This is a genomic window from Ideonella dechloratans, assembly GCF_021049305.1.
Lineage (GTDB): Bacteria > Pseudomonadota > Gammaproteobacteria > Burkholderiales > Burkholderiaceae_C > Ideonella > Ideonella dechloratans.
The window spans coordinates 254,663-266,682 of the sequence record NZ_CP088082.1 but is presented as its reverse complement, the minus strand read 5'-3'; the positions used below and the strand labels follow the sequence as shown (position 1 = coordinate 266,682).

Annotated in this window: 10 protein-coding genes; 5 read left to right on the top strand and 5 right to left on the bottom strand. The window is 73.0% G+C overall.

All coding sequences use genetic code 11. The features are described from left to right. Position 1: 1 nt before the first annotated feature. Entirely contained in the window at positions 2 to 1,156 is a 1,155-nt protein-coding gene (locus LRM40_RS19175; RefSeq protein ID WP_151126033.1) for a metallophosphoesterase family protein, read from the bottom strand. A gap of 275 nt (positions 1,157 to 1,431) precedes the next feature. Here LRM40_RS19175 and LRM40_RS19170 point away from each other — a divergent pair, with 275 nt between their 5' ends. From LRM40_RS19170 to LRM40_RS19160, 3 genes are all read left to right on the top strand, one after another. Next, positions 1,432 to 1,629 (top strand): hypothetical protein, encoded by a 198-nt coding sequence (locus LRM40_RS19170; protein WP_151126032.1) that lies wholly within the window; start codon positions 1,432 to 1,434, stop codon positions 1,627 to 1,629. 112 nt (positions 1,630 to 1,741) lie between these two features. Then, on the top strand, positions 1,742 to 3,388 hold the full coding sequence (locus LRM40_RS19165; protein WP_231067912.1) for an ExeA family protein: 1,647 nt from the start codon (positions 1,742 to 1,744) through the stop codon (positions 3,386 to 3,388). Between the two features lie 3 nt (positions 3,389 to 3,391). Further along, the gene (locus LRM40_RS19160) at positions 3,392 to 4,003 is read left to right on the top strand and encodes a general secretion pathway protein GspB (RefSeq protein WP_231067911.1); all 612 of its coding nucleotides are present in this window, start codon (positions 3,392 to 3,394) and stop codon (positions 4,001 to 4,003) included. A gap of 22 nt (positions 4,004 to 4,025) precedes the next feature. Here LRM40_RS19160 and LRM40_RS19155 read toward each other — a convergent pair whose 3' ends face one another. After that, a complete protein-coding gene (locus tag LRM40_RS19155) occupies positions 4,026 to 6,164 on the bottom strand; it encodes a putative bifunctional diguanylate cyclase/phosphodiesterase (protein ID WP_151125865.1) in 2,139 nt (712 codons plus the stop codon). A 107-nt stretch (positions 6,165 to 6,271) separates the two neighbouring features. Between LRM40_RS19155 and LRM40_RS19150 the strand changes: the two genes are divergently transcribed. After that, positions 6,272 to 8,737 carry a cation-translocating P-type ATPase gene (locus tag LRM40_RS19150; protein WP_151125864.1) on the top strand — a complete coding sequence of 822 codons (2,466 nt, stop codon included), beginning with the start codon at positions 6,272 to 6,274 and terminating at the stop codon, positions 8,735 to 8,737. A gap of 12 nt (positions 8,738 to 8,749) precedes the next feature. On the opposite strand, the gene LRM40_RS19145 is transcribed toward LRM40_RS19150, so the two are convergent. The 3 genes from LRM40_RS19145 to LRM40_RS19135 all read right to left on the bottom strand — a co-directional run bounded on the left by LRM40_RS19145 (position 8,750) and on the right by LRM40_RS19135 (position 11,103). Next, positions 8,750 to 9,751 carry a hypothetical protein gene (locus tag LRM40_RS19145; protein WP_151125863.1) on the bottom strand — a complete coding sequence of 334 codons (1,002 nt, stop codon included), beginning with the start codon at positions 9,749 to 9,751 and terminating at the stop codon, positions 8,750 to 8,752. A gap of 77 nt (positions 9,752 to 9,828) precedes the next feature. Further along, on the bottom strand, positions 9,829 to 10,671 hold the full coding sequence (locus LRM40_RS19140; protein ID WP_151125862.1) for a sterol desaturase family protein: 843 nt from the start codon (positions 10,669 to 10,671) through the stop codon (positions 9,829 to 9,831). A gap of 30 nt (positions 10,672 to 10,701) precedes the next feature. Beyond that, positions 10,702 to 11,103 (bottom strand): hypothetical protein, encoded by a 402-nt coding sequence (locus LRM40_RS19135; RefSeq protein WP_151125861.1) that lies wholly within the window; start codon positions 11,101 to 11,103, stop codon positions 10,702 to 10,704. 209 nt (positions 11,104 to 11,312) lie between these two features. Here LRM40_RS19135 and LRM40_RS19130 point away from each other — a divergent pair, with 209 nt between their 5' ends. Then, entirely contained in the window at positions 11,313 to 12,008 is a 696-nt protein-coding gene (locus LRM40_RS19130; protein WP_151125860.1) for a response regulator transcription factor, read from the top strand. Positions 12,009 to 12,020 lie beyond the last annotated feature (12 nt).

Sequence of the window (12,020 nt, the reverse complement as noted above, 5' to 3'; positions counted from 1 at the left end):
CTCAGCGGCCCTCCCCGGCGGCGGTGCCGGCCGCCGCCGGCCGGGCCAGCAGCTCGGCGGCCAGCAGGGCCAGCGCGTCCTGGGCGGTTTCGCGGGCGGCCTCGTCCAGGCCCGGCGCAGCCAGGGTCTGGCGCAGCTCGGCCAGCACCTCGCCCAGGTAGCCGTCGGCCTGCAGGGCGGCCAGGTCCTCGTCGGTGGGCTGCAGGCGCAGCGCCCCCAGGTCGGCCTGCAGGTGGCGGGCCTGGGCCTCGGCCCGGGCCAGGGCGGCCTGCAGCCGCTGCAGGCCGGCCAGGTCGGTCGCGCCGCTCACGCTCAGGTCGATCACGTCCTGCGGGCCCAGGGCGTCCAGCCGGGCCAGCAGGGCGTCCAGGTCGCTGGGCACCTGCAGGGCCACCGGCCAGGCGGCCCAGCGGAACTGGCCCACCGCCAGCGGCGTGATCCGCGGCTCGGCACCGGGCGCGTCGATCTCCACCAGCAGGGCCTGGCCGGCCTCGGCCGAGCGGAAGCGGTCGGGCTCGGGCGTGCCGCTGTAGGCCAGGCGCGGGCCGACGATCTTGCAGCCGTGCCAGTCGCCCAGGGCCAGGTAGTCCAGCCGGGCGGTCCGGGGCCGGTCCGGGGCGATGGGGTTGGGCGCGTCGATGTCCTCGGCCAGCAGGCCCTGCACGCTGCCGTGGGCCAGGCCGATGCGCAGCAGGCCGGCGGGTGTCTCGGCGCCGTCGAACCACTGGGTGGTGTCGGCAAAGGTGTGGCGCTGGGTCAGCGGCGCGGGCAGCACCGCAAAGCCGGCCTCGGGGAAGACCCGGACCTCTGGGGCGAGCAGCAGATGAATATTCGGTGACAGCACCCCCATCCGTTCGGCACGGGTCCAGACGCTTTCCGCCAAGGCGGCGTCATGGTTGCCCGGCAGCAGCAGCCAGGGGCCGCTGAAGCCGGCCAGGGCGTTGAACAGCCGGCGCACGGTGCGCTCGCTCACCGTCTGGGCGTCGAAGACGTCGCCGGCCACCAGCACGGCGTCCACGGCGTGCTCCCGCGCCAGTGCCGCCAGGCGCTCGACGGCGCTCAGCCGCGCCTCGGCCAAGGGCACGGCGTTGTCGGGATGCAACGTGTGGAACAGGCGGCCGATCTGCCAATCGGCGGTGTGCAGAAAGCGTGACAAATGAACGGGCTCCGGACAGAAACGTCCCTCAACATGAGTTCACAGAGGACGAAACAAGGGCAACGGTGGATTCTCGATGGTCAGGGGCTCAGGCCCTGAGCCAGCAGGAGGGGGCGAAACCCGACGTGTCAGGCGAATTCCTACATCCGCTTTGGGGATGAGCCGACGTGGAAGTGGTCAAGTCGCTTCTAAAGTGGAACCATCGAGATCTGCCGTACTCCCTCGATTTGACACCACGAACACAGACCGACCGCCAACCGCCACAGGAGACCGCCATGACTCTGCCCGCGAACCGCCCCGATACCGCTCCGGCCGCGCCCAAGATGCAGCGTCGCTGGTGGTCCCGCAGCAAGCCGGTGGTCGTCGGCCCGGCCGACAGCACCGACCTGGAGCTGGGTTACGAGTCGGCCCAACCCTGGTTGCTGCGCCCCGATCTGGCCGATGCGGCCCCGCAGATCGAGCTGCCGCGCTGAGACGGCTGCGATTCCCCACTGAATTCCGCTGACCCGAGGGGGCCGGTGCGCCATGCACGGGCCCCCTCGCCTTTTGGGCGCGGCCCCGGGCGGGCCGGTTATCCTGCACGCCATGTACGCCGACTTTTTCGGGCTGAAGCAGGCGCCCTTCTCGATCGCCCCCGACCCCCACTACCTGTTCATGAGCGAGCGCCACCGCGAGGCGCTGGCCCACCTGCTCTACGGGCTGGACGGCGGTGGCGGCTTCGTGCTGCTGACCGGCGAGATCGGCGCCGGCAAGACCACCGTCTGCCGCTGCTTCCTGGAACAGGTGCCGGCCCACTGCCAGGTGGCCTACATCTTCAACCCCAAGCTCAGCGTGCTGGAGCTGCTGCGCACGGTGTGCGACGAGTTCCACGTCCAGGTGCCTGCCAGCGCCCGGACGGTCAAGGACTATGTCGACCCGCTCAACACCTTCCTGCTGGGCCTGCACGCCACCGGCCGCAACGCGGTGCTGATCATCGACGAGGCGCAGAACCTGTCGGCCGACGTGCTGGAGCAGCTGCGCCTCTTGACCAACCTGGAGACCAACGAGCGCAAGCTGCTGCAGATCATCCTGATCGGCCAGCCCGAGTTGCGCAGCATGCTGGCCCGGCCCGAGCTGGAACAGCTGGCCCAGCGGGTGATTGCCCGCTTCCACCTGGAAGCCCTGTCCGAGCCGGAAACCGGCCAGTACATCCAGCACCGCCTGAAGGTGGCCGGCCTGGGCGGCCCGGTGCCCTTCACCCCGGCGGCCGTGCGCCGCATCCACCAGATCACCCGGGGCGTGCCGCGCCGCATCAACCTGCTGTGCGACCGCGCCATGCTGGGGGCCTATGCCACCGGCTCGCGGGTCATCGGGCCGGACATCGTCACCCAGGCCGCCCGCGAGGTGTTCGACCACGCCCGTCCGGCCGCCGAGCCGCCGAGGCGCCGGGCCCAGGCCCTGGGTCTGGCCCTGGCGGCCAGCGCGCTGCTGGGGGCCGGCCTGCTCTGGGGCTGGCAGCGGGCCCAGGCCCCCGCGGCGCACCCGCCTGGCGTGCCGGCCTCGGCCCCCGTGCGGGCCCCGGCGGGCAGCGCCGCCGCCTCCGCGGCCCCGGCGTCCGGGGCGGCCTCGGCCACCACCGCGGCCGGCGCGGCCAGTGCGCCGGCCGCGCCGGTGCACCTGGCCGGACTGCCCGCCGACAACGCCCGCATGGCCTGGGACGGCCTGCTGCGCCGATGGGCGCTGACGCCGGTCAATGGCGAATCGGCCTGCGACACGGCGGCCCGCCACGGACTGGGCTGCCACCTGGCCACCAGCGGCAGCCTGGACCTGCTGGCCAACCTGGACCGGCCGGCCGTGCTGACCCTGCACCCGCCCGGTCAACCGGAAACCGCCGTGCTGCTGACCGGGCTGGACGCCACCGACGCCACGGTGGACGTGGGTGGCCAGGCCCGCCGCCTGCCGCTGGGCGAGCTGGCCCTGGCCTGGCAGGGCGAGTTCGGCGTGCTCTGGCGCCTGCCCGAGGGCTATTTGCCGGGCGGCGGCCGCAGCCCGGCGTTCAGCCATTGGCTGGACACCCAGCTGAGCGCGGCCCTGCCGGCCACCGCGGCCAGCAGCCCGCTGAACACCCGTCTGCGCGCCTTCCAGATCCGCCACGGCCTGAAGCCCGACGCGCTGGTCGGCCCGGTCACCCTGATGCAGCTGAACCGGGTGGCCGGTGCCGCCGAGCCCACCCTGTCTCCCGACGAGCCCTGAGCCATGTCCTACATCCTCGATGCCCTGCGCCGGGCGGATGCCGAACGCGAACGCGAGCGCCAGCCCGTCCCAGGGCTGCACAGCCAGGGCGGCAGCCCAGCGCCGACCGCCGTCCCGCCGGCCGCCGCCCCCTGGTGGCCCTGGGCCCTGGGGGCGCTGCTGATGGTGGGCAGCGGCCTGGGCGCCGCCTGGTGGTGGACCCGGGCCGCGACCCCTTCGACGACGGTGGCCGCGCCCCCCTCCCCCACACCGGCCCCTGCACCGGCACCAGGCCCGACGCCGACACCGACGCCGGCCCCTGCCCCGCCGACACCCGCCGCCACGGTGGGGCCGACCCCGACGCCGCCCGCGCCGCACACCCCACCGCCCGCACCGGCCCCCGCGCCCGCCGCAGCGCCGATCCAGGAGGCCAGCCCGGCCCTCAAGCGCGAGATGGCCCGGCTGGGCGTCAGTGGTTCGGTGTATTCGGACGACCCGGCCAGCCGCTTCGTCATCGTGCGCGGCGAGGTGGTGCACGAAGGCGCCACGCTGGCCCCGGAGCTGGTGCTCGAGCAGATCCGCCCGCACGAGTTGGTGCTGCGCTACAAGGGCCAGCGCATGCGCCAGCCCCTGTGACGCGGCCGGCCGCGCCCGGGGCTCAGCCCAGCGGCAGGTAGGCCGAGGCGGTGAATTCCACCGGGTCCTGGCCGTCGGAGGTCAGCAGGCCGCCGGCCACCAGGGCCTGCACGCTCATCGGGCGGGCGAAGAAGAAGCCTTGCAGTTCATCGCAGCCCAGCGCCAGCAACACCTCGGCCTGATCGCGCGTCTCCACCCCCTCGGCCACCACTGTCAGGCGCAGGGCCCGGGCCAGGTGGATGATGGCGTCCACCACCGCGCGGGCGTCCGCGCTGGTCTCCAGGTCCTGCACGAAGCTGCGGTCGATCTTGAGTTCCTGGGGCCGCAGCTTGCAGAGGTAGGACAGGCTGGAATAGCCGGTGCCGAAGTCGTCGATCGACAGCTTCACGCCAGCGCGCGCCAGCCCCGCCAGCATGGCCTGGGTGGCGGCCGTGTCTTCCATGGCCACCGACTCGGTGATCTCGCAGGTCAGCTGGTCGGCCGACACGCCATGCTCGCGCAGCGCGGCCTCGATCTGCTCGACCACATGGCCCTGGCGCACCTGGTGCACCGACAGATTGACCGACACCCGCAGCCGCAGGCCCTGGCGGGACCAGACCCCGAGCTGCCGGCAGGCCTCGCGGATCACCCAGCCGCCCAGGGCGTTGATCAGGCCGAAGCGCTCGGCCACCGGAATGAACTGGCCCGGCCCCAGCAACCCGTGGCGGGGGTGCTGCCAGCGCACCAGGGCCTCCAGGCTGCGGATCTGGCCGTTGCCGGCGTCCACCTTGGGCTGGTAGTGCAGCAGCAGCTCGTCGCGCTGCAGCGCGGCGCGCAGGTCTTCCTGCAGCTCGATCTGGGCCCGGGCATCGGCTCCCATGGCCTGGTCGAACAGGGCCCAGCCCGCACCGCCGGCCCGCTTGGCCTGGTGCATGGCCGCCTCGGCGTGGGACAGCAGGCGGTCGCGCCGGCCATGGTCCGGGTAGAGGACGATGCCGATGCTGCAGGAGAGGGTCAGCGGCCGCTCGCCCAGGTCCACCGGCTGGCCCACGGCCTCCTGCACCCGCTGCGCCACGGCCAGGGCATCGGCCTCGCCGGCCATGTCCTCCAGCAGCAGCACGAACTGGTCGGCGCCGACGCGGGACACCGAATCGGCGTCGCGCAGGCAGCCGCGCAGGCGCAAGGCCATGTCCTTGAGCACCCGGTCGCCGGTGCCGTGGCCGAAGCTGTCGTTGATGGCCGCAAAGCCGTCCAGATCCACGAACAGCAGGGCCAGACGGGCCAGCACCTGGCCAGAGCGCCGCCCTTCGTTGGCCCGGTCGGCGCGGTCCAGCGCATGCCCCAGCCGGTCTTCCAGCAGCATGCGGTTGGCCACCCCGGTGAGCGGGTCGGCCAGGGCCACCTGGGCCAACTGGCCGTTGGCCTGATTCAGCGAGCGGGCCAGGCGCTGGGCCTTGGCGCTGAGCCGGGCATCCAGCACCGCGGTGAACAACGAGATCAGCAGCAGCACGGCGGTGGCCGAACCGACCCACCAGCCCAGGCCCTGCCCGCCCAACCCATCGGTGCTCAGGCAGACAGCACCCGCCGGGAAGTGGGCCGCGGCCATGCCGCTGTAGTGCATGCCGGCGATCGCCAGACCCATGACCAGGGCGGCGGCGCCCTGCGCCAGGCGGACCTGGGCACCTCGCAGCTGGCGCATCCAGAAAAAGATCTTGAGCGCGGCAGCCGATGCTCCGCAGGCGATCAGCACCGACAAACCGGCCCACCACGGGTCGATCTCCAGGGCCGGCACCAGCGCGATGGCCGCCATGCCGATGTAGTGCATGGCACAGATGCCCGCCCCCATGGCCAGTGCACCGCCCCCCAGCAGGAGGGCGTCGAGCCGGTCGCGGGTGGCGATGTAGAGGGCCAGCGCCGAGGTGGCCACCGCTGCCGTCCAGGACAGCAGGGTGATGCCGGGCCGGTAGCCGATCTCGATGGGCAGCTGCATGGCCAGCATGCCCACGAAGTGCATGGCCCAGATGCCCGAGCCCATCACCAGGGCGCCCGCCACCACCCAACCGGCCGAGGCCAGACGGTCGTGGGCACGCACCCGGCTGGCCAGATCCAGGCTCACATAGGATGCGAAGGCGGCAATCAGAATGGACAAGGCCACCGTGCCGGGGTGGTAGACAGGCTGCATGCGAATGCCAGGACAGATCAGGAACAGCGCGAACCCTGCACTGTGACAGGCCGACGCATTGTTTTCGGTCAAGCCCCGGCCATCTTGAACCTTTGCACAGTGCCGCCATGGACAAATTCACGCCCTTGTCAGCCCCGGACCACCATCTGGACAGCCCAGAAGCGGTGGCCCACCGGCTGGCGGTGGACCCGGCGCAGGGCCTCGCCCTGGACGAGGTGCGGCGCCGACAGGCCCGGCACGGCCTGAACCGCATAGCCGACACCGCCCCGCGCCCCTGGTGGGTGCGCCTGCTGGCCCCCCTGCTCGACACCATGACGCTGGTGCTGCTGGCCGCGGCCCTGGTGTCGGGCCTGATCGGCGATCTGGCCGACACGGTGGTGATCGCCGTCATCGTGGTGCTCAACACCGTGATCTCCGCGGTGCAGGAATGGCAGGCCGACCAGGCCCTGGCCGCCCTGAAGCGCCTGGCCACCCACGACGCCCAGGTGCGCCGCGACGGCCAAGTGGGGCCGGTGCCGGCGGACCAGCTGGTGCCGGGCGACGTGGTGCTGCTGGAGGCAGGCGACCAGGTGCCCGCCGACCTGCGCCTGCACCAGGTGGCCCAGCTGCGCACCGATGAGTCCGCCTTGACGGGAGAGTCGCAGGCCGTGGACAAGCAGCCAGCCGCCCTGCCCCCGCCCGCCGAGGGCCAGGCCCATGCGCTGGGCGAGCGCAGCAACATGGCCTGGAAGGGCACCCTGGTCACCCACGGACGGGCCACCGGCCTGGTGGTGGCCACCGGCGCCGGCACGGAGCTGGGCCGCATCGCCGGCCTGCTGGCCCAGTCCGAGCGCCGCAGCACGCCCCTGCAGCAGCGGCTGACCGCCTTCGGGCGGCGGCTGTCGATGGTGGTGCTGGGCCTGTGCACGGTGGTCTTCGCCATCGGCGTGCTGCGCGGCGAGCCGGTGCTGCTGATGGGGCTGACCGCCATCAGCCTGGCGGTGGCTGCCATCCCGGAAGCCCTGCCCGCGGTGGTCACCGTGCTGCTGGCCCTGGGGGCACGCCGCTTGGTGCGGGTGCAGGCCCTGGTGCGCCAGCTGCCCGCGGTGGAGACGCTGGGCTCGGTCACCACCATCTGCTCGGACAAGACCGGCACCCTCACCCGCAACCGGATGCAGGTGCAAGCCTGGCGCCTGGCCGGACCGGCCCCGGAGGCCCTGCTGCGCGAGGCCGCGCTGCGCTGCAACGACGCGCGGGCCCGCCCGGAGGGCTGGCAGGGCGAGCCCACCGAGGTGGCACTGGCCGAGTGGGCCTGTCCCGCCGGGGACAGCCCCCCGGCCCGGCCCCGCCTGCGTGAATGGCCCTTCGACGCCGAGCGACGACGCATGAGCACGCTGACCCCGGCCCAGGATCCCGCCGACCCCGCGGGCGCCTGCTTGTGGGTCAAGGGCGCCCCGGAAACCCTGCTGCCCCGCTGCACCGAGGCCCCCGGCCCCTGGCTGGCCCAGGCCGAAGCCCTGGCCGGCCAGGGCATGCGGGTGCTGGCCCTGGCCCGCCGCCGCCTGGACCCGCAGAGCCTGCCCGCGCAGGCCGGCGCCGACGCCGTCGAACGCGAGCTGACCCTGCTGGGCCTGGTGGGCCTGATGGACCCGCCGCGGCCCGAGGCCGCCGCCGCCGTGGCCGAATGCCGGGCCGCCGGCATCCGCCCGGTGATGATCACCGACGACCACCCCAGCACCGCGCGCGCCCTCGCCCAGGCGGTGGGCATCGTGGACGACCCACTGGCCCGGGTGCTGACCGGCGCCGATCTGGCCCGGATGGATGACGCCCTGCTGGGCGCGCGGGTGGCCGAGGTGGCGGTCTATGCCCGCATGGACCCGGCGCAGAAGATCCGCATCGTGCGGGCCCTGCAAGCGCGCGGCGAATTCGTCGCCATGACCGGCGACGGCGTCAACGACGCCCCGGCGCTCAAGGCCGCCGACATCGGCGTGGCCATGGGCCTGGGCGGCACCGACGTGGCCCGCGAGGCCAGCAGCCTGGTGCTGCTGGACGACCACTTCGCCACCATCGTCGCCGCGGTGCGCGAGGGCCGGCGCATCTTCGACAACATCCGCAAGTTCATCCGCTACGCGCTGACCGGCAACTCCGGCGAGATCTGGGTGCTGTTCCTGGCCCCGCTGCTGGGCCTGCCGGTGCCGCTGCTGCCCATCCACATCCTGTGGGTGAGCCTGCTGATCGGCGGCCTGTGCCTGGGCCTGCAGGCCTGGGCCCTGCAAGTGGGCGACACGCACTGGCAGAGCATGGTCTTCACCACGCTGACCCTGACCCAGATGGCCCACCTGCTGGCCATCCGCTCCGAGACCGAGCCGCTGTGGCGCCTGGGCCTGTGCAGCAACCGCCCCTTGCTGGCGGCGGTGCTGCTGAGCGTGGCCCTGCAACTGGCCACGCTCTATGTGCCGGCCCTGCAGGCCATCTTCCACACCCAGGCCCTGGACGTCGCCGAACTGGGCCTGTGCTTTGCCGCCGCGGGCCTGGTCTGGGCGGTGGTGGAGGTGGAAAAGGCCTGGCGGCGACGGACCGCGGCCCGACACTGAGGCCCGCCGGCCTCACTGCGCGGCGCTGGCCAGCCAGTCGGCCACCGGCCAGCTGTGGGTGCGATCCACCACGCCGTCGCCGTTGCGGTCCACCGTCACGGTGGCGGTGCCGTCGGCCAGGGTGGCCGTCCAGTGGTAGAGACCCAGCGACAGGCTCAGGCTGCCGGACTGGGGCTCGCCCTCGGGGTCGAAGGCCATCGCGCCCTGAGTCGCCACGTCCAGCGTGCCATTCCAGCGGCTGGAGGTCAGGCCCAGACTGGACGAGCCCTGGTAGCTGCTGGAGGCCGGCACGCCGTCCTGCCATTGCACGGTGCGGGTGCCGCTGCCGTTGAAGCTCAGGTCCGCCTCGTGGCCATTGCGCGTCGCCACCAGGCTGAGGCCGCTGGCCGACCAGGCACTGCTGGTGGTGGAGGCACCGCTGCTGGCCACCGTGCCGCTGCGGGTCACGGACAGGCTGCCACCCCAAGCCAGGGCGGACAGGGGCAGGCTGGCCTGCAGATTGCTGGTGGCCAGGGTCACGGTCAGGCTGCTGCTGTCGGCCTGGGTCACGGTCATCGTGACCGTGCCGTCCAGCGCCACCTGGGCATCTGGGCCGCGGCAGGCACTGTAGGTGAGCTGGGTCACTTCGCCTGCCTCGGGCACACCGTCGAGCAGACCGGCCAGGGTCGGGCCGGTCATCACGACCGATGCCGTGCCGCCACCCGCACAGTTCACGCTGCCCTGCAGTTGGGCGCCGGCCGCGGCCACGCCCACATGGGTGGCCGCTGGCGTGCTCAGCGCGCCCGGGTCCACCGCCAGCGCGGTGTCCACCACCGCATCGGCCACCTGGGCCGTCTGCTGCGGCGTGGTGGTGGCGGTGGCGCTCAGTGACTGGGCCTGGTCGGTCTCGGCGCTGGCACTGCTGTCGGTGCCGCTGCCGCCACCGCCACAGGCGGCCAACGACAGGGCCAGGCCCAGACCAGCCAGGCCGCCCGCGCTGCGCGGGGTGGCCACACGTTGAAGAACAGACGTCATGGTGATTTCCTCGGGTGACAGAACAACAGGGCAAAGGGGCAAAAGGGCAAAAGGGGATGGGGGCGTCGGACAGGGGCTCAGCCGGCCGGCGGCCCGACCAGCACCGCCAGACGCTGGCGCCAACCCGGGGCGGCCCACAGGTCCCGCCCCAGGTGCTGCCATTCGCTCAGCGCCAGTCGGATGGGGTTGTCGATGCGGGGCCGACCGGCCAGGCCGTAGCGCGGCGCCTCATCGGCCTGTTCGGCCTGGAAGGTGCCGAACAGGCGGTCGAAGACGATCAGCACCCCGCCGTAGTTGTGGTCGACATAACGCGGGTTGCATGCGTGGTGCACCCGGTGGTGGGAGGGCGTGTTGAGCACCCATTCCAGCGGGCCCAGGCGGGGCAACCACTCGGCGTGCAGCCAGAACTGGTAGAGCAGGTTCAGCGAGAGCACACCCAGCACCGCCGCAGGCGCAAAGCCCAGCCACACCAGGGGCACGAAGAACACCGTGCTGCCGCTGAGCTTGCCCAGCCAGCCCAGCCGCAGGGCCGCGGCCAGCGTGAGCTGGGGCGAGGAGTGGTGCACCGCATGGCTGGCCCAGAACCAGCGCACGCGGTGGGACGCGCGGTGAAAGCCGTAGTACGCCGCCTCGCTGAGCAGGAACAGACCCACCCACTGCCCGCCGGTGGACAGATCCAGGGTGGTGAGGCGGTGGACCCAGGCCCAGGAGAACAAAGGCGTGGCCAGCGACAGGCCGGTGAAGCCCGCGGCCCGGCGCAACACCAGATCGCCCAGCGTGGTGGCCAGGGCCCGCCAGTCATAGCGGCCCCGGTGCCACAGCACCAGGGCCTCGACCAGCGCGGCCGCCAGCACCAGCCCCAGCAGCCCGCCCAGCACGCGGGGCAGAGGCAGACCACTCGGAGGGGCCAGCAGGGTCATGGCCGTCCCCAGGGTTTCTGGCCTGCTGGATCAGGGCTGGCGGGTGGTGGTGGCCGTGCCGCTCTGGCCGTTCGGGCCGGTCACGGTGGTGCTGCCGCTGCCATCGGCACGGGTGGTGGTGCGGCTGTAGGTCTTGCCGTTGGCACCGGTCACGGTCGCGCTGCTGCCGTTGGCGCTGCGGTCCACCTGACGGCTGAAGCTGCGGCCACCGAAGCCGGTGGTGGTGGTGCTCACATCACCGCCGCCGCGCTGCACGGTGCGGGAGGCGGTGTTGCCCTGCGGCCCCGTGACGGTGGTGCCGTGGTGACGCGGCGCGGCCTGCGCCACGGTGGCCACCGGCAGCGCAGCCAGCGCCACCAGTGCGGCGCCCAGCAGGCGGATCAGGGGACGGTGGGAGGCGGTGTGGTGCGAGGTGTTGTGCGAAGCGTTCATCTCGGTGGCTCCTGGCAGCCGGGGCTGCATTCGGTTGAGAGAAAGACCGACAGCCGTCGATCCATGCCCTCATTGAACGCCGCAGCCGGCGCCGACACGACCACGTCGAACGACGAAATATTTCAAAACCGTCACAGGCTCGCCGGCCCGCGGCGCACTGCCTAAACTCCGGACCATCCCCTCCATCCGACGCCCCGGAACGTCCGCGCATGAACCCCCAAGCCCTGATCCTGATCGTGGACGACGACGCCGAACTGGGCGGCATGCTGGTGGAGCTGCTGAGCCGCGAAGGCTGGCGCACCCACCAGGTGCTCACCGCCGCCGATGGCGCCAAGGCACTGGCCGAGCTGCAGCCCGAGGTGGTGCTGCTGGACGTGATGCTGCCCGACGCCAACGGCATGGACCTGTGCCGCCGCTGGCGTGGCGACCACCCCGCCCTGGGCCTGGTGATGCTGACCGCCCGTGGCGACCCGATGGACCGCGTGCTGGGGCTGGAGATCGGCGCGGACGACTACCTGGCCAAGCCCTTCGAGCCGCGCGAGCTGGTGGCGCGGGTGCGCGCCCTGCTGCGCCGCGGCGGCATGCCGGTGCGCAGTGCGCCGGTGCTGCGCTTCCAGGGGCTGGACATCGACCTGGTGCGCCGCGAGGTGGTGGCCGACACCCGCCTGGTGGGCCTGACCGGCGTGGAGTTCAAGCTGCTGGTGGCGCTGGCTGAGCGCGCCGGCCAGGCGCTCAGCCGCGAGCAGCTGAGCGCCGCGGTGCAGGCCGGCCCCTACCGGCCACAGGACCGCACGGTGGACGTGCAGGTGGCCCGGCTGCGCCGCAAGCTGCGCGAGGCCAGCCCCGGCACCGACTGGGTGGACACGGTGCGCGGCGAAGGCTACGTCTTCGTCCCCCGCGGCTGAGACGGCGCACAC

Bases quoted from the DNA above. Each gene is read 5' to 3' on its own strand.
- LRM40_RS19165 (WP_231067912.1), top strand. From the start codon at position 1,742: ATGTACGCCGACTTTTTCGGGCTGAAGCAGGCGCCCTTCTCGATCGCC.
- LRM40_RS19155 (WP_151125865.1), bottom strand. From the start codon at position 6,164: ATGCAGCCTGTCTACCACCCCGGCACGGTGGCCTTGTCCATTCTGATT.
- LRM40_RS19170 (WP_151126032.1), top strand. From the start codon at position 1,432: ATGACTCTGCCCGCGAACCGCCCCGATACCGCTCCGGCCGCGCCCAAG.
- LRM40_RS19150 (WP_151125864.1), top strand. From the start codon at position 6,272: ATGGACAAATTCACGCCCTTGTCAGCCCCGGACCACCATCTGGACAGC.
- LRM40_RS19140 (WP_151125862.1), bottom strand. From the start codon at position 10,671: ATGACCCTGCTGGCCCCTCCGAGTGGTCTGCCTCTGCCCCGCGTGCTG.
- LRM40_RS19130 (WP_151125860.1), top strand. From the start codon at position 11,313: ATGAACCCCCAAGCCCTGATCCTGATCGTGGACGACGACGCCGAACTG.
- LRM40_RS19135 (WP_151125861.1), bottom strand. From the start codon at position 11,103: ATGAACGCTTCGCACAACACCTCGCACCACACCGCCTCCCACCGTCCC.
- LRM40_RS19145 (WP_151125863.1), bottom strand. From the start codon at position 9,751: ATGACGTCTGTTCTTCAACGTGTGGCCACCCCGCGCAGCGCGGGCGGC.
- LRM40_RS19160 (WP_231067911.1), top strand. From the start codon at position 3,392: ATGTCCTACATCCTCGATGCCCTGCGCCGGGCGGATGCCGAACGCGAA.